The 24,197-nt window shown below is 32.8% G+C and carries 22 protein-coding genes; 6 read left to right on the forward strand and 16 right to left on the reverse strand.

The window, feature by feature from the left end; genetic code table 11:
• Positions 1–22 precede the first annotated feature (22 nt).
• The 9 genes from KCTC32516_RS00810 to kynU form a co-directional block, all read right to left on the reverse strand.
• Positions 23–1,108 (reverse strand): amidohydrolase family protein, encoded by a 1,086-nt coding sequence (locus KCTC32516_RS00810; RefSeq protein ID WP_301401364.1) that lies wholly within the window; start codon positions 1,106–1,108, stop codon positions 23–25.
• An 88-nt stretch (positions 1,109–1,196) separates the two neighbouring features.
• Positions 1,197–1,718: a 3-hydroxyanthranilate 3,4-dioxygenase gene (locus KCTC32516_RS00815; protein WP_301401365.1), complete on the reverse strand. Its 522-nt coding sequence runs from the start codon at positions 1,716–1,718 to the stop codon at positions 1,197–1,199.
• A gap of 282 nt (positions 1,719–2,000) precedes the next feature.
• Positions 2,001–2,777: an SDR family oxidoreductase gene (locus KCTC32516_RS00820; RefSeq protein ID WP_301401366.1), complete on the reverse strand. Its 777-nt coding sequence runs from the start codon at positions 2,775–2,777 to the stop codon at positions 2,001–2,003.
• Positions 2,778–2,864: 87 nt separating this feature from the next.
• Positions 2,865–4,310, reverse strand: coding sequence for an aldehyde dehydrogenase (locus KCTC32516_RS00825; RefSeq protein ID WP_301401367.1), 1,446 nt, complete (start codon positions 4,308–4,310; stop codon positions 2,865–2,867).
• A 13-nt stretch (positions 4,311–4,323) separates the two neighbouring features.
• Entirely contained in the window at positions 4,324–4,731 is a 408-nt protein-coding gene (locus KCTC32516_RS00830; protein WP_301401369.1) for a RidA family protein, read from the reverse strand.
• Positions 4,732–4,734: 3 nt separating this feature from the next.
• Positions 4,735–5,256 (reverse strand): DUF1697 domain-containing protein, encoded by a 522-nt coding sequence (locus tag KCTC32516_RS00835; RefSeq protein ID WP_301401371.1) that lies wholly within the window; start codon positions 5,254–5,256, stop codon positions 4,735–4,737.
• Positions 5,257–5,298: 42 nt separating this feature from the next.
• Complete coding sequence (locus KCTC32516_RS00840) at positions 5,299–5,619, reverse strand: GIY-YIG nuclease family protein (RefSeq protein ID WP_301401373.1); 321 nt, start codon at positions 5,617–5,619, stop codon at positions 5,299–5,301.
• 42 nt (positions 5,620–5,661) lie between these two features.
• The gene (locus KCTC32516_RS00845; protein WP_301401375.1) at positions 5,662–7,086 is read right to left on the reverse strand and encodes an FAD-dependent oxidoreductase; all 1,425 of its coding nucleotides are present in this window, start codon (positions 7,084–7,086) and stop codon (positions 5,662–5,664) included.
• A gap of 81 nt (positions 7,087–7,167) precedes the next feature.
• Entirely contained in the window at positions 7,168–8,430 is a 1,263-nt protein-coding gene (gene kynU, locus KCTC32516_RS00850) for a kynureninase (protein ID WP_301401377.1), read from the reverse strand.
• A gap of 90 nt (positions 8,431–8,520) precedes the next feature.
• Here kynU and KCTC32516_RS00855 point away from each other — a divergent pair, with 90 nt between their 5' ends.
• Entirely contained in the window at positions 8,521–9,714 is a 1,194-nt protein-coding gene (locus tag KCTC32516_RS00855) for a C40 family peptidase (protein ID WP_301401379.1), read from the forward strand.
• On the opposite strand, the gene KCTC32516_RS00860 is transcribed toward KCTC32516_RS00855, so the two are convergent.
• The 4 genes from KCTC32516_RS00860 to KCTC32516_RS00875 form a co-directional block, all read right to left on the reverse strand.
• Complete coding sequence (locus KCTC32516_RS00860; protein WP_301401381.1) at positions 9,711–9,863, reverse strand: hypothetical protein; 153 nt, start codon at positions 9,861–9,863, stop codon at positions 9,711–9,713. The genes KCTC32516_RS00855 and KCTC32516_RS00860 overlap by 4 nt on opposite strands.
• Positions 9,864–9,888: 25 nt before the next feature.
• Positions 9,889–10,200 (reverse strand): hypothetical protein, encoded by a 312-nt coding sequence (locus KCTC32516_RS00865; RefSeq protein WP_301401383.1) that lies wholly within the window; start codon positions 10,198–10,200, stop codon positions 9,889–9,891.
• 430 nt (positions 10,201–10,630) lie between these two features.
• On the reverse strand, positions 10,631–12,514 hold the full coding sequence (serA, locus tag KCTC32516_RS00870) for a phosphoglycerate dehydrogenase (protein ID WP_301401385.1): 1,884 nt from the start codon (positions 12,512–12,514) through the stop codon (positions 10,631–10,633).
• 6 nt (positions 12,515–12,520) lie between these two features.
• A complete protein-coding gene (locus tag KCTC32516_RS00875) occupies positions 12,521–13,336 on the reverse strand; it encodes a UbiA prenyltransferase family protein (protein ID WP_301401387.1) in 816 nt (271 codons plus the stop codon).
• 152 nt (positions 13,337–13,488) lie between these two features.
• On the opposite strand from KCTC32516_RS00875, the gene gcvP reads away from it, so the two are divergent.
• Entirely contained in the window at positions 13,489–16,374 is a 2,886-nt protein-coding gene (gcvP, locus tag KCTC32516_RS00880) for an aminomethyl-transferring glycine dehydrogenase (protein ID WP_301401389.1), read from the forward strand.
• A gap of 307 nt (positions 16,375–16,681) precedes the next feature.
• Here the strand turns inward: gcvP and KCTC32516_RS00885 are convergent, their stop codons facing one another.
• Both KCTC32516_RS00885 and KCTC32516_RS00890 read right to left on the reverse strand, forming a co-directional pair.
• A complete protein-coding gene (locus KCTC32516_RS00885; protein WP_301401390.1) occupies positions 16,682–18,193 on the reverse strand; it encodes an FMN-binding glutamate synthase family protein in 1,512 nt (503 codons plus the stop codon).
• Between the two features lie 143 nt (positions 18,194–18,336).
• Complete coding sequence (locus tag KCTC32516_RS00890) at positions 18,337–18,588, reverse strand: type B 50S ribosomal protein L31 (protein WP_301401392.1); 252 nt, start codon at positions 18,586–18,588, stop codon at positions 18,337–18,339.
• Between the two features lie 173 nt (positions 18,589–18,761).
• Between KCTC32516_RS00890 and KCTC32516_RS00895 the strand changes: the two genes are divergently transcribed.
• The 4 genes from KCTC32516_RS00895 to KCTC32516_RS00910 all read left to right on the forward strand — a co-directional run bounded on the left by KCTC32516_RS00895 (position 18,762) and on the right by KCTC32516_RS00910 (position 22,810).
• Complete coding sequence (locus KCTC32516_RS00895) at positions 18,762–19,802, forward strand: glutaminyl-peptide cyclotransferase (protein WP_301401394.1); 1,041 nt, start codon at positions 18,762–18,764, stop codon at positions 19,800–19,802.
• A gap of 113 nt (positions 19,803–19,915) precedes the next feature.
• Positions 19,916–21,430 carry a hypothetical protein gene (locus tag KCTC32516_RS00900; protein ID WP_301401396.1) on the forward strand — a complete coding sequence of 505 codons (1,515 nt, stop codon included), beginning with the start codon at positions 19,916–19,918 and terminating at the stop codon, positions 21,428–21,430.
• Between the two features lie 365 nt (positions 21,431–21,795).
• Positions 21,796–22,347: a YceI family protein gene (locus tag KCTC32516_RS00905; RefSeq protein WP_301401398.1), complete on the forward strand. Its 552-nt coding sequence runs from the start codon at positions 21,796–21,798 to the stop codon at positions 22,345–22,347.
• A 1-nt stretch (position 22,348) separates the two neighbouring features.
• Complete coding sequence (locus KCTC32516_RS00910) at positions 22,349–22,810, forward strand: OB-fold protein (RefSeq protein WP_301401400.1); 462 nt, start codon at positions 22,349–22,351, stop codon at positions 22,808–22,810.
• A 65-nt stretch (positions 22,811–22,875) separates the two neighbouring features.
• Here KCTC32516_RS00910 and KCTC32516_RS00915 read toward each other — a convergent pair whose 3' ends face one another.
• The gene (locus tag KCTC32516_RS00915; protein ID WP_301401402.1) at positions 22,876–24,156 is read right to left on the reverse strand and encodes a metal-dependent hydrolase family protein; all 1,281 of its coding nucleotides are present in this window, start codon (positions 24,154–24,156) and stop codon (positions 22,876–22,878) included.
• Positions 24,157–24,197: the final 41 nt, after the last annotated feature.

A 24,197-nucleotide genomic window follows, 5' to 3' on the forward strand; every position in this document is an offset into this window, starting at 1 on the left:
CTCGCAATTGCGAGGTTTTTATTTATGATAAAATCTTTTTAATTAGTTCTTGTTTTCCTTTTTTATCATCACCAAAAATCCATTGTAGCACATTATCATCCCAAATTTCATCGCGTTCTGTTTCACTGATAATTCCTTGTTTAATTGCTAAATCTAAAATTTTCCCTGGATACGAAGATTGTATTTCACTTTCCATTTCTCCTAACGGATACGGATCGTCTAAGCCCATCAGTACCTGCTTTGAACCTTGATTTTTAATCAATAATTGCAATCCGCCAGTATCGTGGACCAACGTATCAAAGAAAATGTTTTTATGTCCAACTGCTTTTCTAGGATGTGTTTTTCCTTCAAATAAATCTGGTCTTCCATCAAAACCCTGAATTCTACGTCCTAAATTTATTTGTGCTAATTGTCCGCCATGCGCAAAACATACGCGCATTCCTGGATATTTATCTTGATAGCCATTTAAAGTTAAAAAATGATACGCATCTGCACATTGTGCCAACATCCAGATCAAATGAAAACGCCAAGAAGTATTTTCTAATTTGATGAATTTTTCTCCGTCATAGGGATGAATTTCTACTGCCAAATTATACTTACTAGCCAATTCAAAAATAGGCTCATTTTCTTCATCAAAAATACAACGCCACGTTCCGATAGTATCCATATAATGTGTTGGCAAACACAACAAACGCATTCCTAATTGTTCTACACAACGCTCAATTTCCCAACAAGCTCCTTGAACAAATCCTGGGTGCACTACAAATCCACAAGTAAATTTAGAAGGATTCTCTTGTTGAATTCTCGCATTAAAATCGTTTTGAAAACGCAATGCTTGTTTCATTTCTTCTACACGCAAACCATTTCCGTACAATTGAGATAAATTCAAAACGACCGCATGATCAATCTTAAAACGCTCCATCCATTCTAATTTTTCATCTAAGAAAAAGCTAGAATCTGTAACGGGTCTGCTCCAATCTTTTTGAAGCATAAATTTACGGTCTTTATCCACCCAAAAAATTCCTTTGTCTTTCATAAACTGTGGAATCTCTTCTGGATAGGGCAATAAATGTGAATGTCCATTGATACGTAATTTTCTTTTTTCCATCTTCTGTCATTCCTGTGAAAACAGGAATCTCATTTTAAAATAGTTAGTATTTAATAGTGAATTCCTGCCTCCGCAGGAATGACACTTTTTATATCTTTCTTGGCGCCTCCATAACAGTTCCACAATGATCACAAGTACATTTCTCTTTATCAGAATAATACTTGTCAAAAATTATTGGCATATCTGTTTCAATATTATCCAACGCAAATTTTTCTCTATACAATTGATTTCCACAGTTTTCACAATACCATTCCAACGCATCTAACATTTCTTTAGAACGTGGATATTCGATGACCAATCCAACAGTATTTGCTTTTCGTTGTGGAGAATGTGGCACTTTTGCTGGCAACAAATACATATCACCTTCGTTGATTGCTACATCTTGAGATTTTCCATCAACAATAATTTTTAACACCATATCACCTTCAACTTGATAAAAGAATTCTGGCGTTTCGTTATAATGATAATCTTTTCTAGCATTTGGACCTCCAACAACCATCACAATATATTCTCCGCTATCCCAAACACATTTGTTCCCAACAGGCGGTTTTAATAAATGACGATGTTCATCAATCCACTTTTTAAAATTTAAAGGTTGTACTAAATTCATATTATAGATTTTTAGATTATTGGATATTTAGAATCAAAAGATAAGATTTCATTTAAAACTACCTCAACTCTTTTTACTCTATTCTTTATTCTTTTTTTGGCGTTACCTAAAAGTCGGGCTTTCTCCTATATCTTTTTATGGTCATTGCGAAGAAAGTTTTTCGCTTTCTGTGGCAATCTCAAATTTATAAAGAGATTACTTCGTTTTACTCGTAATGACGCTCTTTACAAACTGACATAAAAAGGATGCCGCTTCAATCCCTAACGCAAGAATCCGTTAAATTTACAAACTTTTTGTTCTTCCTCCATCAACAGGAACATTAATTCCGTTGATAAAACTTGCTTTCTCGCTTGCTAAAAACACTACCGCATTGGCAATCTCTTCTGGTTTTGCAAAACGTTGAGCAGGTGAAGCTTTTTTCATTGCAGCTGCAACCTCATCAAAAGTTTTCCCTGTCTTCGCTGATTTATTCTTGATAATTTCATTCAACCGCTCTGTTCCTGTTGCTCCTGGCAATACATTGTTTACTGTAATTCCGAATTCTCCTAATTCATTTGCCAAGGTTTTTGACCAACTTGCCACAGCTCCTCTGATGGTATTTGAAACTCCTAATCCATCCAAAGGTTGCTTTACAGAAGTTGAAATAATATTGATAATTCTACCAAAACATTTTGTTTTCATAAACGGAGCAACTGCTTGCACCAATACGTGATTGCATTTTAAATGTTGCGTAAACGCACTTTCAAATTCTTCTAATTTGGCGTTAAAAATGGGGCCACCGGCAGGCCCGCCAGTATTGTTAACCAAAATATGAAATTGCAACGCAGAAGCTTCTAACTTTTCTTTCAATGCTTTCGGATTCGAAAAATCTGCCACTAAATAACTATGACATTGATTATTATTCGGCAATTCTGCTAAAACTGCTTTTAATTTCTCTTCATTTCTTGCAACCAACGTTACATTTACGCCTTCTGCTGCCAATGCCATTGCTGATGCTTTTCCAATTCCTTGTGTACTTCCGCAGACTAAGGCATTTTTATTTTGTATTTCTAAGTTCATTTTTTCTGTCTGGTCGAGCGCAGTCGAGACCTAATTAATGTCACAATAAAACAATAACCTCTCGACTGCGCTCGAGGGGACAAATTACTATTCGTATTTTATACATATATTTTTTGCTTCGGTAAAGAAACGCAAAGCTTCAAAACCTCCTTCTCTACCAACTCCGCTTGCTTTTGAACCACCAAAAGGTGTTCTTAAATCTCGTAACATCCACGTATTTACCCAAACAATTCCTGTTTGTAATTGCTTCGAAAACTGCATCGTTCTGTTTAAATTATTGGTCCATAATGTTGCAGACAATCCGTAAGTTACATCGTTTGCTAATTGTAATGCTTCTTCATCCGTTTTAAAAGACATCATCGTTACAACAGGACCAAAGACTTCTTCTTGATTAATTCTGCATGAATTATCTTGTACTTCAATTATAGTTGGTTGAAAATAATATCCATTCTCATATCCAGGAACAGTTACTTCCAAACCTCCACACAAAACTTTTCCGCCTTCATCTTCAGCAATTTTGACATAACTTTCTACTTTTTCTAAATGTGATCTTGATACTAATGCTCCAATATTTGTGCTTTTTTCTGATGGGTGACCAACTTGTAATTGCTTTACTTTTTGCACAAAATCTTTCTTGAATTTTTCATAAATAGATGCTTCTACAAAAATTCTGCTTCCGCATAAGCAAATCTGACCTTGATTAGCAAAAGAAGAACGCACTGTGGTTTCTAACATCTTATCATAATCGCAATCTGCAAAAATAATATTCGGGTTTTTTCCTCCTAACTCTAACGATAATTTCTTAAACATCGGTGCTGCAACTCTTGCAATATGTGCTCCCGTTTGTGTTCCGCCAGTAAAAGAAATTGCTTTGATGTTTGGATGTTCTACAATTGCTTGTCCAGTTGTTGTTCCCAAACCGTGCACAATATTTAAAACGCCTTTTGGGAGACCAGCTTCTGTACAAATTTCTCCTAATAAATATGCTGTCATCGGAGTTACTTCACTAGGTTTTGCAATTACGCAGTTTCCTGCTGCAATTGCCGGAGCAATTTTCCAAGTAAATAAATACAACGGTAAATTCCAAGGAGAAATACAACCTACAACTCCGATTGGTTGACGCAACGTAAAATTCACAGCATCCAATCCAACACTTTCATGAGATTCTGATGCAAACTGTGTAATAGCATTTGCAAAAAACTGAAAATTTGCTGCAGCTCTAGGGATATCAATTGCTGTCGCTAGCGAAATAGGTTTTCCGTTATCTTTAGATTCTGCTTCTGCTAAAAAGTCTAATTTTTCTTTTATTAATTCTGCAATTTTGGATAGAATTTTACTTCTAGTTCCTAAAGTTGTATTTGACCACTGACTAAATGCAGATTGGGCAGCGTTATAAGCTAAATCGATGTCTTCAACAGTTGAATTCGGAATCTGCCCATAGATTTCTCCATTAGATGGATTGTAATTATCCAACCAATTATTATTAATTGGGTTTACAAATTCTCCGTTGATGTAGTTTTTTATCTTTTGCATAAGGCTTTTAGCTTTAGGCTTTAGGCTTATAAGCCGTCACCTTAATTTCAACAACCAAATCCGGATGCGGCAATTGATGTACAGCAACGGTTGTTCGTGTTGGTCCAGTTTCTTTATTAAAAAATTCTGCATACGCTTTATTATAACCTGCAAAATCATTCATATTTACTAGAAACGTAGAAACATCAACCACATCTTTTATACTCGCGCCTACTGTTTTTAAATTGGTGTCAATATTGTTTAAGACTTCTCTAGTTTGAGTTTCAATATTTAAGAATTTCGTTCCCATTTCATCAATAATATCAACTCCAGCTATTGTATTGTCTGGTCTTCGAGAACTTGTTCCTGACACAAAAATAAAATCTCCCACCACTTTTATGTGTGGATATGCGCCTCTTGGTGTTACTTTTTTTTCTTCCATTTTTTATGCTTTCGCTAATTCTAATAACTTTAAAGTTGTTCTTAAATTACGAGAAGTTGCTGTTACTTTTAATTTTTTTTCAAATAGATTATTTGTCAATTTTGTATTCCCCATTCCTGACGGGCAATAAATATACGCAACATCATCTATAATTGTATACACATCATCATTGGTTGCATTTACTTCAAACGTTTTTTCTTTCGGAATATCACTTAAAAATGCAAAACCCAAAATTTTATGATTCTCTGTTGGATACGGATTATTTGCAATCGCCTTTTCCCATTCATCAATTGTTCTTGCTAAAACCGGAACATCGTACCCAAATTTTGAAGCAATTCCTTCTTTTATTTTTTGACAAACATTTGATTTTATTTCATCAGCATCTAAAATGATATTTCCACTTTGAATATATGTTTTTACATTTTGAAATTTTAATTTATTTAAGAGCACTCGTAGTTCTGACATCGGAAGTTTATTTTTTCCTGATACATTTATTCCACGAAGTAGTACTATATACGTTTTCATTAATTCAATCCTATTGTCCGTTCGAGCGCAGTCGAGAACTCTTTATTCGTTATTTGGTTTATATTTATGATGCGTAGCATTTCTACATTCGGATAATATTTCTAACATATCATAATTTCCATTTGCCAGAGCTATCTTTTTCCCTTTACTCCATTTCTTAATTTTCTTCTCAAAATAAATTGCTTGTTCTACATCATTAAAAACTTGATTAAATATCAATTCTAAAGGTCTTCTTTTAAATGTAAAACAATTTCTATTCAATCCTTTTTGATGCTCTTTAAATCTCCTTTCAACGTTATTTGTTATTCCTGTATACAGAAAACCATCAGAACATTTCAACATGTAAACATAATACGTTTTCATAATAACCTCTCGACTGCGCTCGAGGAGACATTTTGTTAAATTTTATAACCCCGCTATTTTATCTTCATTTAAAATTTCGTTTGTTTCCTGCTTCACTTGTTCTAAAACGATCTGTAATTCTTCTTTTGTCATATCGAGCGAAGTCGAAATATCATCATCAGCAATTAAATTCAATAATGCTTTGTCTTGCGCGCGTCCTTTTTTCATGGCTTCATCGTACGAAATGTTTTCATTAAAAGTAACCATAGAATATTTTGAAAAATATTCAGTCGGAAAATTTTTCTCCAAATCCATTTCTATTTTTCGCTTCTCTTTGAATAACGGATTTGCAACATGATCTTTCATCTCATAAAAATTATCAATCGCTAAATCTGCAATGGCATCTGTATCTTGTTTTCTTGCTTTTTCAAACGATTTAAAAACAGTTTCCCAATTGCCTACTTCTCGTCTGCGCTCGAAATTATTCAAAATTTCATCAAAAACGGTAACATCTTCAAAAGAAGCATTCATTCCTTGTCCGTAAAACGGAACAATTGCGTGCGCAGCATCACCCATTAAAATGGTGTTTTTTTGATAAGACCAAGGCGAACATTTTACAGTTCCTAAAGCGCCAACCGGATTGTTTGAAAACTCATCTTTTATACTTGGAATTAAAGTCAAGGCATCCGGAAATTCATTTTCAAAAAACGCTGTAATTTTTTCTTCGGATGTTAAATTATTGAAATTATATTCGCCTTCATCATAACTTAAAAAAAGTGTGACAGTAAAACTTCCGTCCATATTTGGCAATGCAATTAGCATATAATCGCCACGAGGCCAAATGTGTAAATGATCTTTACTTATTTGATGTTTTTTGTTATTTCCTGCAGGAATTTCCAATTCTTTATATCCGTGCGTTAAGTATTCTTGCGAATAACTAAACAAAAATTTACGCTCCAAATAATAACTTTTACGCAAAATAGAACCAGCACCATCTGTTCCAAAAATAACATCGGCATTTACAGAAAATTCTTGTTTAGATTCATAATCTTCAAAATGTGCAACAGTATTCTCAATATCTACAGCAATACATTTTTTATTGAAATGAATGTTTACATTTTCGTGCTTTTCTGCTTCAGTTAATAAAATTCCGTTTAAATCTCCACGAGAAATCGAATTGATATATTCTCCTTCTCTACCTGAATAATTAGAAGCAAATGTATTTCCTTTTGTATCGTGCATTAAACGTCCGTACATCGGAATACAAATTGCCTTTGCTTGCTCTTCTACTCCAGCCAAACGCAAGGCTTTAAATCCGCGATCTGACAAGGCTAAATTAATGCTTCTTCCAGCAGAAATATCGATTTTTCTTAAATCTGGTCTGCTTTCATACACGTCTACTTTATACCCTCTTTGTGCTAAACGCAATGCTAAAAGCGAACCGCATAATCCAGCACCGATTATTAATATGCTTTCTTTTTTATTCATTTATTCTTATGTCTGTTCGAGCGCAGTCGAGAGCTAATAAATACCTCTCGACTACGCTCGAGGGTACATTCTTACTTTTAATTACAACAATCCTTTTAAAACTTCCACCATTCTATACACATCTTCAAAACTGTTATACATTGGCACAGGTGCACAACGAATTACATCGGGTTCTCGCCAATCTGTAATGATATTATTTTTGGTTAGCTTTTGATGCAACCTTTTATCCGCATTTTTTACTTGAATTGATAATTGGCAACCGCGTTCTTTTGGATTTTTTGGCGTGATAATTTTTATTTCATCTGAATCAATCTCATTAATTAAAAATTCAAAATAACCAGTTAATTTTTCTGATTTTTTACGCAATGCTTCCATGCCAACTTCGGCAAACATATCTAAAGAAGCTTTAATTGCTGCCATCGATAATATGGGCGGATTGGACAATTGCCAACCTTCTGCTCCTGGCATTACATCAAAGGGTTGACGCATATTAAAACGTGTTTCTTTGTTATGATTCCACCAACCTGAAAAGCGCGGTAACTCTTTATTATATCCATGTTTTTCGTGCACAAATAACCCGCCCAAACTTCCTGGACCAGCATTTAAATATTTATACGAACACCAAGCTGCAAAATCGACTCCAGAATTGTGTAAATCTGGAGAAATATTTCCAGCTCCGTGCGCTAAATCAATTCCGACAAAACATTTTTTTGAATGACCAATTTCTGCAATTCTTTTTAAATCTAATGATTGTCCTGTGTAATAATTGACGCCGCCAATTAACAATAATGCAATTTCATCGCCTTGTTCAGAAACGATGGTTTCTAAATCTTCAATGTTTAATAAATCTTCTCCTTTTCTTGGTTTCCACTCTATCAAACCTTCATCAACATCAAATCCGTGGAATTTTAGTTGCGATTGCACCGCATATCGATCCGAAGGAAAAGCATCTGATTCAATGACAATTTTATATTTGGTTTTTTTTGGTTGATAAAAAGACACCATTAACAAATGTAAATTGGTTGTTAAGGTATTCATAACCACAACTTCTATCGGTTTTGCACCAACAATTTCTGCCATGTTTTCAGTTAACAATTCGTGATATGACATCCAAGGGTTTTTGGCTTCAAAATGTCCTTCTACTCCGTACTTTGCCCAATCGTCTAATTCTTGCTGAATATATTTTTGTGTATTTTTTGGTTGTAATCCTAAAGAATTTCCTGTAAAATACAACCAATCATTTCCGTTTTTATCTTTCGGAATATGAAATTGTTCACGTAAATATGAAAGTTCATCTTCTGTATCTTGTTGTTTTGCGTATGCGAATGTGTTTTGGTAAATCATCAAAAAAATGGTTATCCCCAAATATAAGATTATTCGAGAAATCAATTTGAATATTTTAGCTATTTTGTACATTAGCAAAAAATCTATCAGATGAAATCTATCAAAGTTCTTTTTGTTTTACTTTTCACCGTTTTTATTTCTTGTAAAAATACCTCAAGTTCTATTTCGGATTTAGAAAAAGTTGAAACAAACTTAAAGCAACAATTTGCTCCAGACAAACGTGTCAAAATCTTTGATATTCAGTTTGAAAATAAAAACAACACATTGGTGTTAAAAGGGGAAACAACCACAAAAAAGGCTTTTAATATGTTGATTGATAGCCTAAAAAGAAGAAGCATTGCTTTTAAAAATGAAGTCAGAATTCTACCTGATTCTGCTGTTGGAGATAAAAAGTATGCGCTGGGAAACAATTCGGTAATAAATATTAGATCACAGCCAAAACATTCTGCCGAATTAGGTACGCAAGGTTTGTTGGGAATGGAGTTAAAAGTATTGGATAAAAAAGGAAGTTGGTATAGAGTACAAACTCCTGATAACTATATTTCTTGGGTTGATGGGGGTGGAATTGAAAGAATGACTGCTGAAGAATTACAAAGTTGGAACACAAAAAACAAACTGATTTACACAAAAAACTCAGGATATGTATATGAGCAAAAAAGTGAAAATTCTACCAGAGTTTCTGATATTGTTTTTGGCGGAATTTTAGCCATAAAAAAAGAATACGATTCTTATTACGAAGTTGAATATCCTGACGGAAGAAATGGTTTTGTAAAAAAAGCGGATGCTGTTTTATACAATTCTTGGTTGAAAAAGAATCCTGCAAATGCAGAATTCATTGAAGAGTCTGCAAAAACAATGTTGGGTGTTCCTTATTTGTGGGGCGGAACTTCTACCAAAGGAAACGATTGTAGTGGTTTTACAAAAACGGTCTATTTAATGAACGGGTTTGTAATTCCGCGTGATGCATCACAACAGGTTACAGCCGGAAAAATAGTTGATGAAAACTTAAAATTTGAAGGGCTGGAAAAAGGGGATTTAATGTTCTTTGGAACTCCCGCTAAAGGTGGCAAAAAACAACGTGTTACACATGTTGGTATTTGGCTTGGAAACGGCAAAGGAGAGTTTATTCACTCAGCTAGTAATGTACATCTAAGTTCTATCAATGACAGTGAAAAACATTACGACGGTTTTAATAAAAACAGGTATTTAGGAAGCCGACGTTACTTAGGTGTTAAAGATGATAAAATTATTGACTTGAAAAAGTCTTTACAGATTAAACCTTAATTAAAAAAAGCTCCAAGAAATTCTTGATTTAACGCTGTAATTGATTTTAATTTCCACAACCCAACTATTGGATCTGTAGGTTTTTCATTTGAATTTGAACAACTTACTATAGTTAAAGCTATAGCCCATAATACTATTTTCTTTTTCATAATATATTTTTTAATAATTTAAAACTTATATTTCTTTGTCCGCATAACCTGTTACTTCAGTACCTGTAATTGCAATAATTAAACGACCATAATCACCTTCAAACACATTTCCATTTGGAAGCAATAGGTCCAATAAAGTTGATTGACCACTTTGTTTAATCATTTCTTCTCTTTGATTTGACAGTTTGATTTTAAAATAACAACGTTCAGAAGGTATTACCCTTATTTTATCTAAACTAGGTTTCCATCGATTCATACCAAAATAATAATCTTTTGATAAAAATTCAATTTTATCAAACTTAATAGAATCTGTAGGTGTAAATACGTTATTTTGCATTCCACCTATTACTATCTCAGCATCTTCAAAAGCCCCTACATAACTAGTAATAAAAAAAGAAAAGCCTTCAAATTCTATATCTTCATCTTTAACACAAGATGTAAAAATAAAACTGTAAGTACTAAAAGTAAAATTCTCTTTTTCATTTTAAAAATAAATTTGTGGTGCATTTTTTTGGTTAAAACATAGCTACTTTTACCAATCCAAATATAGGGAACTATTTTATAGTAATCTCTTTTATTTCTGCTTGCCCCTAAATTGTAAAGCAATATATGTACAGATTTCTCGACTTCGTTACACTCCGCTCGAAATGAGAATGGATGTCATCTCGACTGCAATGGAGAGATTTAAACAAGTATCAATCAAGAAATAGCTTTTCAACGACACTTCGTTTTACTAGAAATGACAATTCTTTGCCTTTTTATTTAGATTAATACAACACTCTAAACTTTATCGTTCCTTCTACTTCTTTGAGTTTTTTAATTACTTTTTGATTGTATTTTTTGTCTAAATCGGTAATTACATATCCTACTTTAGCGTCTGTAGATAAATATTGACCTGTAATATTCATGTCATATTTTGCCAAGACTTTATTAATCTTTGCCATTACACCAGGTACATTTTCGTGAATGTGTAAAAAACGATGTGAATTCTTATATTGTGGCAATCGTATGTTTGGAAAATTAACAGCATCAACGGTATTTCCAGAATTGATATACGCCATTATTTTATTCGGTACAAAATCTGCAATATCTTTTTGTGCTTCTTCTGTACTACCGCCAACATGCGGAGTTAAAATTACATTATTTAAACCTTGTAATTCTGTGTGAAAGCTTCCGTTTGCTCTTGGCTCTTCTGGATATACATCTACAGCTGCTCCTGCTATTTTACCACTTTTTAAAGCGTCGGTTAATGCTTTTATATCAACTACAAATCCGCGAGAAAGATTTACAAAATGCACGCCGTCTTTCATTTGAGAAATTTCTTTTTCTCCAATAAAATTTTTATTGGCTGCATTGTCATCAATATGCAAGGTAATTACATCTGAGATTGCTAATAAATCTGAAAACTTATCTATTTTTGTAGCGTTTCCTAACGACAATCTGTCTTCTACATCGTAATAATACACATCCATTCCGAGTGCTTCTGCCAATACAGATAATTGTTTACCAATATTTCCATATCCTATAATTCCGAGTTTTTTTCCTCTTACTTCTCTAGATCCTTCTGCTGATTTATTCCATTGTCCATTGTGCAATTCTGTGCTTCGCTTAAAAACACTTCGCATCAACATAATAATTTCTCCAATAGCCAGTTCTACCACAGAACGCGTATTGCTATAAGGTGCATTAAAAACAACCACTCCATTTTCTTTACAGGCATCTAAATCAATTTGTTTTGTACCAATACAAAAAGCTCCAACAACCATCAATTTTTCTGCTGCTTCAATTACTTTTTTGGTGACTTGTGTTTTAGAACGAATCCCTAATACATGTACTTCTTTTATCCTTTCTATTAATTCATCTTCCGACAAACTTTTAGAAACGGTTTCTACTGTAAATCCGTCTTTTGATAATTTTTCAAAAGCATCTGGATGTACATTTTCTAACAATAATATTTTAATTCGATTCTTTGGATAAGAGATGTTTCTTGGTAACTTATTTACAAATAAAAATTCGTCTAAATTGGGCGTAATAAAATCTGCATTTTGCGTGGTTTTATCTCTAGAAACATTTTCTGTATACGCAAAGAATTTATGCGCAATTCCGGCTTCCCTCGTCACATAATCACTATAACCGTCTCCAATAACCTGAATTTCTCCTTCCAATTTTAAATCGCGCAAACATTGTATTTTTCCGTTATGTACAGACAACGGATTTTCGCTATCAAAACCAACTATACAATCGTTTTTATCATACTCAAATGTATTTGCAAACACTCTATCCGCAGGAATATTGTAGGCTGCAACAATAGGAATGATAAATTCTTTAAATCCGGCAGAAATTACATAAATAGATGCTGCATATTTTTCAAAAAAGGCTTTGTTTCTTTCTATTGACGGAGACACTTTTTTATGCAGTTCTTTAATCAATTTTGGTAAATCAGCTTTTTTAGCTTGTAATAGCTTGATGCGTTTTTCTAAGGATTCTGTAAACGAAATCTCGCCGTCAATTCCCAAATTTGTAATGGCTATTATTTCTTTAATAATTGCATCCTTTTTTGGATTTTCTGCCAAGGTGATTTCTGCTAAAACATCCAAAGCTTCTACACTTGTAAGTGTGCTATCAAAATCGAAAACGTAATTTCTGTTCATTCAAATTTAAATTATACTTGTTAAAATAATCCACCAAAAAATTGGCAAAGATTCTACCCAAAAAGAGCTGTAATAGGTAGATTGATTTTTCTCTGCACGCATTAAAAATAATAACGTTGCTAAAGAAAAACCTAAGAAGATATTTTTTGATATTGGTTGCGTAGAAACTAAAAACTCGATGACTAATGCAAAAACCAACAATACAAATCCGAGTTTTTTGGTGTTTTTAATTCCGATTTTCTTAGGTATGGTTTGTAAAGAAATGGCATCGTATTGTATGTCTCTAATATCAAAAGGTAAAATTAAAACTGCTACAATTAAGAATCGTTGAATTGCATATAAAACGATGCTTTCATCTATAGTCTTATCAGCATTTAGCAATGGTAACAACACTGTTGTGCCAGCCCAAACAATTCCGACAATGATGATTTTTAAATAACTAATTGCTCGTAAACTTTTTTGGAATCCGCTTAAAAAAGGAATTGCATACAAAACCGTTAAAAAACCAAACGGAATAAACAAACCGAGTATTTTTATTGACAATTGATACGCATAAAAACACATCAATAAAAAACACAACAACGAAAAAACCTGAATCACTTTTAAGTCTTTGGTTAAACTTCTGTGATGGAATTTTGCTATCCCAAAATACTTTACAAAATTGTATCCTGTTATGGTGCTAAAAAACATAAAATAATTAAAAGCACTATTGGTTTCAATATCAAAATAAAGTTCTGTAATTCGTACAAAAGCAAATACCGACAAAGCAACATGAATGCTTGAGTTTAAATAAAAATTTAAAAGTTTTTTTAAAGTTGTCATCTTGCAAAAATAGCATTTATGTTAACAACCTCATTATTTGGTTCATAAAATGTTTCTTTTAATGAAATTGAATCATAAAATATTCTTGAATTTTAATTACTTTTGGTACGCAAAATTAAAAGTGTATTTATCCAATATAAAACAACTACATAATGAACACAAATTCATTTCAACTAAGGCATATAGGTCCAAACTCAACGGAGCAAAAAGAGATGTTAGCAACAATTAAAGCTGATACTTTAGAGCAATTAATTACAGAAACAATTCCAGATGATATTCGCTTAGAAAACAAGTTAGATTTAGAGTCTGCAATGAGCGAATATGAATACTTAAATCATCTTCAAGAGTTAGGTTCAAAAAATAAGGTTTTTAAAAGTTATATTGGATTGGGATACCACGAAGCAATTGTGCCAAGTGTAATTCAACGTAACATTTTAGAAAACCCGAGTTGGTACACAGCGTATACACCTTATCAAGCAGAAATTGCACAAGGAAGATTAGAAGCTTTGTTAAATTTTCAAACAATGATTTGTGATTTAACCGGAATGGAATTGGCAAATGCTTCTTTATTGGATGAAGGAACAGCGGCTGCAGAAGCAATGGCGTTGTTGTTTGATGTTAGAGAAAGAACTCAGAAAAAAGCCGATGTAAATAAGTTTTTTGTTTCTGAAGAAATTTTACCACAAACATTATCGATTTTACAAACGCGTTCTACACCAATCGGAATTGAATTAGTGGTTGGAAATCATGAAGAATTTGGTTTCTCTGACGACTTTTTCGGAGCGATTTTACAATATCCTGGAAAACACGGACACGTTTTTGATTATTCAGATTTTGTTACCAAAGCAAACGAAAACAATATAAAAGTTGCCGTTGCTGCAGATATTTTATCCTTAGCTAAATTAAAAGCACCAGCAGAATTTGGAGTTGATGTCGTTGTTGGAACTACACAGCGCTTCGGAATTCCGTTAGGGTATGGCGGTCCACACGCTGGATATTTCGCTACAAAAGAAGCATATAAAAGAAGTATTCCAGGAAGAATTATTGGAGTCACAAAAGATGTTGATGGAGGACGTGCTTTGCGCATGGCTTTGCAAACTCGTGAGCAACATATTAAGCGCGAAAAAGCAACTTCTAATATTTGTACTGCACAAGTTTTACTAGCGGTTATGGCGGGAATGTACGCTGTCTATCATGGTAAAGACGGAATTCAGTTTATTGCAGATTCTGTTCATAATAAAACAAAATTAGTAGCTGATTACTTAGAAAAAGCGGGTTTTAATCAAAAAAATTCCTCTTATTTTGATACGCTTTTAGTTGAAGTTGATTGCTTGAGCCTAAAACCTGTTGCAGAATCTTTTAAAGTTAACTTTAATTATATAACGGATAATCTTATTTCAATTTCTATAAACGAAGCAACCACGCAAAAAGATTTGATGAAGCTTTTTACCATTTTTGGGCAATTAAAAAAGCAAACTGACACTTCAAAAGCAGAAAGTTATGGTGATTTTCATCAAATTTTAACACAAGAATCTTTTAACTCTGATTTTGTAGCAATTCCGGAAAATGTTCAAAGAAACACGTCTTTCCTAGACAACGAAGTCTTTAACACGTATCATTCAGAAACTGACATGATGCGTTATATCAAAAAATTAGAACGCAAAGATTTAGCGTTAAATCATTCTATGATTTCTTTAGGATCTTGTACAATGAAACTAAATGCGGCATCAGAAATGTTGCCTTTGAGCAATCCACAATGGGGAAATATTCATCCTTTTGTTCCTTTAAATCAAGCTGAAGGCTATCAAACTGTTCTTAAAAATTTAGAACATCAATTAAATATTATTACAGGTTTTGCAGGCACTTCTTTACAACCAAATTCTGGTGCACAAGGTGAGTTTGCAGGTTTAATGACTATTAGAGCATATCACCAAGCAAATAGTAATGAACATAGAAATATTTGCTTAATTCCTGCTTCTGCTCACGGTACAAATCCTGCATCCGCAGTGATGGCCGGAATGAAAGTTGTGGTTACCAAAACTGCAGAAAACGGAAATATTGATGTAGAAGATTTACGCGAAAAAGCACTATTACACAAAGAAAATTTAGCTGCTTTAATGGTAACATATCCCTCAACTCATGGAGTTTATGAAAAGGAAATTAGAGAAATTACAAAAATTATTCATGATAATGGCGGACAAGTGTATATGGACGGTGCAAATATGAATGCGCAAGTTGGATTGACAAATCCGGCAACGATTGGCGCAGATGTTTGTCATTTAAATTTACACAAAACTTTTGCCATTCCGCATGGTGGTGGTGGACCAGGAGTTGGACCCATTTGTGTCGCTCCACAATTGGTTCCGTTTTTACCAACAAATCCGATTATAGAAACTGGCGGAGAAAATGCAATCACAGCTATTTCTGCTGCACCTTGGGGTTCTGCATTGGTTTGTTTAATTTCTTATGGATATATTACGATGTTAGGTGTTGACGGACTAACAAATGCTACGATGAACGCTATCTTAAATGCCAATTATATGAAAGATCGTTTACATGGACATTATGAAACGTTGTACACTGGAGAAATGAACAGAGCTGCACACGAAATGATTTTAGATTGTAGAGATTTTAAACAAAATGGAATTGAAGTGGTAGATATTGCAAAACGTTTAATGGATTATGGTTTCCATGCGCCAACAGTTTCTTTTCCTGTTGCTGGAACTTTAATGATTGAACCAACAGAATCTGAAAGTAAAGCTGAATTAGATCGTTTTTGTGATGCGATGATTGCTATTAGAAAAGAAATTAAAAATGCTTCTAAAGACGATGCTAACAATCCTTTAAAAAATGCGCCGCATACACAAGAAATGCTAACTGCAGATGATTGGACTTTGCCTTATACTAGAAAACAAGCCGCTTTTCCTTTAGAATATATTGTCGACAATAAATTTTGGCCTTCGGTTCGTAGAGTTGATGATGCTTTTGGAGATAGAAACTTAATTTGTTCTTGTAACCCAATTGAAGATTACATGTAGCAGACAATGTCTGCAGATAAATATTTGAACCGCTTTTTACTAATTTTTTAGTAATTAAGCGGTTTTTTGTGCTTTTATATAAAAATTTAAAAGTATCATAATTATTAATTAAACATTTTGTGCATTTGTGTTTTAATGGTGAGGGACACTATATTGGTTAGTTATAAGCCCACACCCCCAGAGGTTCAATTAATTATAAGTTTGAACCTTCTTTATTTTTAGCCGGCTTATCATTCCTGCGTTGGCAGGAATCCATAATAAACAATGTGCAGATTCCCATTTCTATGAGAATGACGATACAGAAAAACTATTTATAATAAACCTCTTCCAAAGTAACTACTTTTTCATTATTAGCTCTTCTAAACACTTGGTTTGGTTGTAAGTCTAAAAATGTTTCAACTCCCATTGCTGCAACCATTTCTTTTACCGATTCTATTGTTTTTTCATGATAATTTTTTACACGAACATTTTTCTTTTCTACAACCAATGCTTTTACCAAATGTGGATCCTGTGTTGCAACACCAACCGGACAGGTATCTAAATTACATTCTCTTGCTTGTATACAACCCAAACTTAACATAAAACTACGTGCCATATTAACAGTATCTGCTCCTAAAGCCAACAACTTTACAACATCAAAAGCATCAATAGCTTTACCACTTGCAATAATTTTTATTTGATTTTTTAAGTTGTACTTTTCAAGTAACTTTTTTATATAAGTCAACCCTTCTAATAATGGAGTTCCAACATAATTGGTAAATTCCATTGGCGCAGCACCTGTTCCTCCTTCACCTCCATCTACAGTTATAAAGTCTGGATAATTATTTACTTCTGCAAAAGCTTTAATCATTGTTTCTATTTCTTCATTATTTCCGACGCATAATTTAATTCCTACAGGTTTTCCTTCGGATAAATCTCTCACTTTCTGAATAAATGAAATCATTTCATCAAAATTAGAAAAAGCAGTATGTCCCGGAGGAGAATCTACTTGTGTAAATGGTTCTACAGAACGAATTTTAGCAATTTCTTCGGTGTTCTTTTTTGCAGGTAAAATTCCGCCATGACCAGGTTTTGCTCCTTGAGAAAACTTAATTTCAATCATTTTTACTTCTGGGCGAATTGCATTTTCTTTGAAAGTATCTGCGTCAAAATACCTTTTTCCGTTTTCGTCGTGCTTTCCTGCTCCAAAATAACCAGTTCCAACTTGAAAAATGATATCACCACCTTGTAAATGATATGGAGAAATTCCGCCTTCACCAGTATTATGCGCAAAATTCCCCATTTTTGCTCCTTGGTTTAGCGCCATAATGGCGTTTTTACTCAACGAACCAAAAGACATTGCAGAAATATTGATAATAGAAGCATCATATTTTTGAGTACACTTATCAGAACCAAAAACAACGCGATCTCCTTTTATATGATGATGATCTTTCGGAAACAAAGAATGTTTTACAAACTCGTACCCTTTTTCATATATATTGTGCTGTGTACCAAAAGGAACTGTATCCTTCTGTAATTTTGATCGCTGATAAACAATATTTCTTTTTTCTCTATTTATTGGTTTTCCGTTTAAATCATCTTCTATAAAATACTGTTGAATTTTACTTCTCTCTTCTTCAAAAACCCACCTTAATCTAGCAACTAACGGAAAAGCTCTTAATAAAGAATGTCTTCTTTGCATACTATCTTTAATTGCAACTGTAGTTAAAACAACACTAATTGATAGCATAATAATGGTTCCTGTTTGTGGCATAAAATAAACCAACACTCCAAATAAAACAGTAATACTAATAAAAATAGATAAAATTGTATTTCTCATAATTAAATTTTAATATCATTAGACCTTAGTCGTAAGAAAAACTAAAAGTAACATTCTAAATTGATTATAAAAAGTTAATTTAAAACATAAAAAAAGCCTCAACTATGTTGAGGCTTTTAAATATGGTTAAAATTCTAAGAAATTTATTTCTTGAATTTTGCGTATTTGTTTTTGAATTTATCGATACGTCCTGCAGCATCAATTAATTTAGACTTACCAGTGTAAAACGGGTGAGATGTTCTAGAAATCTCTAATTTAATTAGCGGATATTCTACACCATCAACTTCTAAATTTTCTTTAGTATTTGCAGTAGATTTTGTTAAAAAAACATCTCCGTTAGACATGTCCTTAAAAGCTACCATTCTATAATTCTCTGGGTGTATACCTTTTTTCATCTTACTTTTACTTTTATAATCTTTTAATATTTTGTTTATAAAAGAGTTAAGCTGGTAAATTCTTACTCTTAGACTTAAATAACAAACATAAGTTATTTGAGGCTGCAAATTTAACGATATTTTTAAGATTACAAAGAAATAATTTATTTAATTTGTGTAAAATTATTTAAACTATGCGTTTATCAAAATACATTTCTCTTTTAGCAATCTCTTTTATTTTGTTTACTTCTTGTAATGATGCTTACAAATTTAAGCTAACTACAACTAAAAAACTAGTAATCAATCAAGAAGCTACAGCAACTTTAACAGAAAAAAATAACAAACCAATCGATTCTATTCAGTTTTTTGTCAACGGAAAGAGAGTTGCATCAAAAGGAAATACCATCACATTTGGCACAAAAGAGCTAGGTGTTGGGAAGTTTACGGTAACCGCTTTGGTTTTTTATCCTGAGAAAACAAAAAAAATTAACAATTCTATTGAGGTTTTATCAAATGTAGAACCAGCAATTTACAGTTATAAACTCATCAACACCTATCCGCACGATAAAACTTCTTATACGCAAGGATTGGAATTTTACAACGGCTTTTTATACGAAACTACCGGGAAAAAAGGAAAATCTGTATTGCGTAAAATAGAATTAAAAACAGGGAAAGTTTTACAAGAAACAAAACTAGATAAAAAATATTTTGGAGAAGGAATGACCATTTTAAATGGCAATATTTTCTGGTTAACATGGCAAGCTAGAAAAGGTTTTGTGTACGATTTAGAAACCTTTAAACAAAAAAGCGAATTCAGTTATACATGGAGCAATGAAGGTTGGGGCTTAACAAACGACGGAACGCATTTGATAAAATCTGACGGAACTGATAAAATTTGGTTTTTAGATCCAATAACATTAAAAGAAAAAAAATCAATTCAAGTGTACACAAACAAGTATTCGCTAAAAGAATTGAACGAAATAGAATACATTAATGGAAAAATTTACGCAAATAAATGGCAACAAAATTCTATTGTAATTATTGATGCTAAAACCGGAATCGTGGAGGGTGTTGCTAATTTATCTGGATTGAAAAAAGAAATTGAAAAAACACAAACCTTAGCCAATCAAGACGAAGTTTTAAACGGAATTGCCTACGACAAAGAAACTGGAAGAATTTTTATTACTGGAAAACATTGGGGAAAACTTTTTGAAATAGAATTAGTAAAACAATAACAATATCTAAATCAATTAAAAGTTCTATTTTAATAGTCTAAAATGTCAGGTCGAGCATAGTCGATACCAACAAAAAACCTTTCGACTCCGCTCAAGGAGACAATTGTATCTTTATGAGAAAAATTTTCACCCTTTTAATTTGTGTTCTGTTAATTTCTGTGAGTTCTTGCAGAAAAGACTTTGGCACAATTCCTAGTTACGGTAAACTTACTTTTTCTAAAGACACCGTTTTTTTAGACACTGTTTTTACAAATATTGGCTCTAGCACTTACAACCTTAAAGTGTATAATCAGAGTAACAGCGCAATTACAATTCCCGCTATACGTTTAGAAAAAGGAAATGCTTCTAATTACAGAATTAGTGTTGATGGAATTCCTGCTAAAACCTTCCAGAATATTGATGTTTTAGCCAAAGACAGTATTTTTATTTTTGTAGAAACTACTATTGATTATACTTCAGTTTCCGATCCAATTTATACAGATAAAATTATTTTTGATACAGGAAATAATCAGCAAGATGTAGATTTAGTGACACTTGTGCAAAATGCTACTTTTATTTATCCAGGAAAAAATGCCATTTCTATGAAAATAGATTCATTGACTTTGGATGGAAAACCAACCACCATTAAAGGTCGATTTTTAACCGATTCTGAATTGATATTTACCAACATAAAACCTTATGTAATTTATGGGTATGCGGCAATTCCTGCAAACAAAACAGCAACCATACAAGCTGGCGCAAAATTATATTTTCATAACGATTCTGGATTGATTGTCGATAATAAAGGAAGTTTAAAAGTAAACGGAACCACCAATAGTAAAGTTGTTTTTGAAGGCGACAGATTAGAACATCGTTTTAATGCTGTTCCTGGTCAATGGGGAACTATTTGGATGCGCGCAGGAAGTAAAGAAAACGAAATTAATTATGCCATTATTAAAAACGGAATTATCGGCGTTTTAGTTGATTCTTTAGGGTCTAACGCACCAACTTTATCGATAACAAATACGCAGATTTACAACAATTCAAATTTCGGGATTTTAGGAAGAGAAACCAATATTTTAGGAAAAAATCTAGTGATTGGAAACACCGGACAATCTTCTTTAGCGTGTGCAATTGGCGGAACATACAACTTTACACATTCAACTTTTGCAAATTATTGGAGTAATGGAACAAGACAATTACCAGCCGTTTTGGTGAATAATTTTTTCACCTATGCTGATGCAAACAATCAAGAAATTACAGAAACAAGAGATTTGCACGCAGCAAATTTTACCAATTGTATTATTGCAGGAAACAACAATATTGAGTTTGTATTAGACAACGTTTCGGGCAGTTTGTTTAATTATGCTATCCAAAATAATATGATTCAATTTAACGATATTAACAACACTCATACTACAAATACAGAATTAGATTTTAGCGATACTTCTCATTATCTAAACAATATTTTAAACGGAACCGTACATTTTAAAGATGCATTTACCAATCAATTTAATATTGGTCAAAATAACACCGGAATCAATAAAGCATTAAACAGCGCTTCGCAAGCAATTCCTTTAGATATTTTAGGAACAGACAGAACAACTTCTCCAGATATCGGTGCATACCAACACATCACTTTTCAATAGTTCTTAAGCCTGTCTGCCGTCAGGCAAGATCCGCTCGAACTGACAAGAACAATATCATTCCGACTGAAATGGAGGAGTCTCATAAAAAAAACAAAAATATTAGAGATTTTTCGACTTCACTTTGTTACGCTCAAAATAACAAAACTAATGTCATTTCGAAATGAGTCTTTTTAGACGATTGAGAAATCTCATGAAATTGAACTACAATTCTTGAGATTCCTCCTCGTTCCTCGTTCGGAATAACAGCGAGTTTAAGATTTCTCGTCGCTCATGCTTCGCTCTGTCGAAATGACATTTAGGTTTTTTTTGTAAGGTTCTTTCTCTTCTTCGTCAAAATAGGCAGAACGAATTTAAAAACCTTCAACATGAAAAAATTATTTTTAGTAATTTTATTAATCAGTATTTCAACAACTACTTTTGGTCAAGAAAAATTAAAAACTACAAGTGGTCATATTAAATTTTTCTCTACAACTCCAGCAGAAGATATTGAAGCAAACAACTATAAAGCAATTAGCAATTTAACGCCATCAACTGGTGATCTTGTTTTTTCAATTCCAATGCAAAGTTTTGAATTTGAAAAATCTTTGATGCAAAAACACTACAATTCAAAGAAGTTTTTAAATACAAAAAAGTTTCCAAAAGCAAAATTTAAAGGAAGTATTACTAATTTATCAGCCATTAATTTTTCTAAAGACGGAACGTATACTGCTGATGTTTCTGGTGATTTAACCATTCATGGAATTACTAAAAAAGTTTCAGAAAAAATGATGCTTGTGTTAAAAAATAGAGCTGTAACAGGAACAACAACTTTTGACATTATACTTGCAGATTATGGTATTGAATTTACAAAAGGAAAACCATCAAAAAACATTGCAAAAAGCGTAAAAATTACAGCAGTTTTAAATTATACAAAATAAGATGAAATCTAAAATTATTAAAATTGTTTTAGCATTTATAGTTATTGCTATTGGAGTTGTTGCATACTTGTGGTTTATGCCTCATAGAGATGTGCAATCTGTTAACGCTTTTAAAACAATTGATGCAACAGAATTAGTCAATGAATTTTTAACTGACAAGGAAAAAGCTAATGCACTGTATTTAGATAGTGACGAAGGCGAATCTAAAGTATTAATTGTAACAGGAACTGTTGCTAGAATCTCTAAAGATCAACTAGGACAATACGTTTTACTCTTAAAAAGGAATGCTGATAAAATGGGCGTTTCATGCACATTTACGTTAGAAAGTAATTCGCAAGTTGCAGGTATTAAAATCGGTGACGCTGTAAAAGTAAAAGGCGTTATCCGTTCTGGAGCTGAATATGACGAAGATTTAGATTTAATGGAAAATGTAATTATAGAAAAAAGTGCATTGATAAAGTAATGTATTACCCCTTTTAAAGAAAAAGCAGTTAAGAAATCTTAACTGCTTTTTTATTTTACTTAAATTTATTTTTTATAAACAATTCCGTTTTTCATCACAAAAACTACATTTTCCATGGTGTGAATATTTTTTGTTGGATCGTCATTTACAGCAATTATATCAGCAAAAAAACCTGGTTTAATTTGTCCAATTTCGTTTTCCATCTTTAAGATTTTCGCATTGGTAACTGTAGCAGCTTGGATGGTTTCCATTGCTGGCATTCCTGCTTCTACCATAAACCCAAACTCTTTTCCGTTTTCTCCGTGTTTATAAACTCCTGCATCTGTTCCAAATGCAATTCCTACTCCAGCTTTATAGGCTTTTGCAAAAGTTCCTTGAATTTTTGGACCAATATTTAAGGCTTTAGGGACAATAATAGCTGGGTAATATCCTTTTATTTTTGCTTTTTCAGACACTTCTTTTCCTGCAGTAATTGTTGGTACTAAATACGCATCGTGTTTTACCATTAATCTCATGGTTGCTTCGCTCATTAATGTACCGTGTTCAATGGTTTTTACGCCGCCTAAAATAGCACGTCGCATTCCCTCATCGCCATGTGCGTGCGCTGCAACATGCATTCCGTAATCTTTTGCAGTTTCTGTAATTGCTTTAATTTCTTCTATGGTAAACTGCGGATTTTGTCCGCTTTTAGCAACACTTAAAACGCCGCCAGTTGCTGTAATTTTAATAACATCTGCACCATTTTTATAGCGTTGTCTTACTGCTTTTCTTGCATCTTCTACACTATTTACAACACCTTCTTTTGGCCCAGGATCTCCCATTAATTTTTTACTCATTCCGTTTGTTGGATCTGCATGTCCGCCAGTTGTTGCCAACGATTTTTCTGCTGTAAAAATTCGTGGCCCTACAATTTTTCCTTCATTAATTGCATTTCGTAAAGACACATTCACGCCGCTCCCTCCTAAATCTCTAACAGTTGTAAAACCTGCATTTAATGTAGCTTTTGCATAGTTTACCGAGTTGAATGCAATGTCTGCGTCGTTTTTTGTAAAACGTTCTATATATCTATCAGGACTTGTTTCCATTTCTAAATGAACGTGCATATCAATTAAACCCGGCATTACAACTTTGTCTTTTAAATTGATGACTTTATCGTTTTTGCTTTTTGGCTGCACATAACCCTTATGAATATGGGTGATTTTGTTTCCTTCTACAACAATTGTTTTTTTACTTTCAATTGTACCAGACTTTGTATCTACTAATTTTCCGCATAAAATATATGTTTTTTGAGCTGATACAAAAGTTACCGACAATATTAAAATGATTGATAGTACTAAATTTTTCATGATTCTTGTTTTTAGATTTTATAAATGTATTAAAAAATGAG

The sequence above is a fragment of the Polaribacter huanghezhanensis genome (assembly GCF_030444335.1).
Classification (GTDB): domain Bacteria; phylum Bacteroidota; class Bacteroidia; order Flavobacteriales; family Flavobacteriaceae; genus Polaribacter; species Polaribacter huanghezhanensis.

What these genes read in the sequence shown, in the direction of transcription:
- KCTC32516_RS00810 (WP_301401364.1), bottom strand. Translation starts at nt 1,108, where the DNA reads ATGGAAAAAAGAAAATTACGTATCAATGGACATTCACATTTATTGCCC.
- KCTC32516_RS00815 (WP_301401365.1), bottom strand. Translation starts at nt 1,718, where the DNA reads ATGAATTTAGTACAACCTTTAAATTTTAAAAAGTGGATTGATGAACAT.
- KCTC32516_RS00820 (WP_301401366.1), bottom strand. Translation starts at nt 2,777, where the DNA reads ATGAACTTAGAAATACAAAATAAAAATGCCTTAGTCTGCGGAAGTACA.
- KCTC32516_RS00825 (WP_301401367.1), bottom strand. Translation starts at nt 4,310, where the DNA reads ATGCAAAAGATAAAAAACTACATCAACGGAGAATTTGTAAACCCAATT.
- KCTC32516_RS00830 (WP_301401369.1), bottom strand. Translation starts at nt 4,731, where the DNA reads ATGGAAGAAAAAAAAGTAACACCAAGAGGCGCATATCCACACATAAAA.
- KCTC32516_RS00835 (WP_301401371.1), bottom strand. Translation starts at nt 5,256, where the DNA reads ATGAAAACGTATATAGTACTACTTCGTGGAATAAATGTATCAGGAAAA.
- KCTC32516_RS00840 (WP_301401373.1), bottom strand. Translation starts at nt 5,619, where the DNA reads ATGAAAACGTATTATGTTTACATGTTGAAATGTTCTGATGGTTTTCTG.
- KCTC32516_RS00845 (WP_301401375.1), bottom strand. Translation starts at nt 7,086, where the DNA reads ATGAATAAAAAAGAAAGCATATTAATAATCGGTGCTGGATTATGCGGT.
- kynU (WP_301401377.1), bottom strand. Translation starts at nt 8,430, where the DNA reads ATGATTTACCAAAACACATTCGCATACGCAAAACAACAAGATACAGAA.
- KCTC32516_RS00855 (WP_301401379.1), top strand. Translation starts at nt 8,521, where the DNA reads ATGAAATCTATCAAAGTTCTTTTTGTTTTACTTTTCACCGTTTTTATT.
- KCTC32516_RS00860 (WP_301401381.1), bottom strand. Translation starts at nt 9,863, where the DNA reads ATGAAAAAGAAAATAGTATTATGGGCTATAGCTTTAACTATAGTAAGT.
- KCTC32516_RS00865 (WP_301401383.1), bottom strand. Translation starts at nt 10,200, where the DNA reads ATGCAAAATAACGTATTTACACCTACAGATTCTATTAAGTTTGATAAA.
- serA (WP_301401385.1), bottom strand. Translation starts at nt 12,514, where the DNA reads ATGAACAGAAATTACGTTTTCGATTTTGATAGCACACTTACAAGTGTA.
- KCTC32516_RS00875 (WP_301401387.1), bottom strand. Translation starts at nt 13,336, where the DNA reads ATGACAACTTTAAAAAAACTTTTAAATTTTTATTTAAACTCAAGCATT.
- gcvP (WP_301401389.1), top strand. Translation starts at nt 13,489, where the DNA reads ATGAACACAAATTCATTTCAACTAAGGCATATAGGTCCAAACTCAACG.
- KCTC32516_RS00885 (WP_301401390.1), bottom strand. Translation starts at nt 18,193, where the DNA reads ATGAGAAATACAATTTTATCTATTTTTATTAGTATTACTGTTTTATTT.
- KCTC32516_RS00890 (WP_301401392.1), bottom strand. Translation starts at nt 18,588, where the DNA reads ATGAAAAAAGGTATACACCCAGAGAATTATAGAATGGTAGCTTTTAAG.
- KCTC32516_RS00895 (WP_301401394.1), top strand. Translation starts at nt 18,762, where the DNA reads ATGCGTTTATCAAAATACATTTCTCTTTTAGCAATCTCTTTTATTTTG.
- KCTC32516_RS00900 (WP_301401396.1), top strand. Translation starts at nt 19,916, where the DNA reads ATGAGAAAAATTTTCACCCTTTTAATTTGTGTTCTGTTAATTTCTGTG.
- KCTC32516_RS00905 (WP_301401398.1), top strand. Translation starts at nt 21,796, where the DNA reads ATGAAAAAATTATTTTTAGTAATTTTATTAATCAGTATTTCAACAACT.
- KCTC32516_RS00910 (WP_301401400.1), top strand. Translation starts at nt 22,349, where the DNA reads ATGAAATCTAAAATTATTAAAATTGTTTTAGCATTTATAGTTATTGCT.
- KCTC32516_RS00915 (WP_301401402.1), bottom strand. Translation starts at nt 24,156, where the DNA reads ATGAAAAATTTAGTACTATCAATCATTTTAATATTGTCGGTAACTTTT.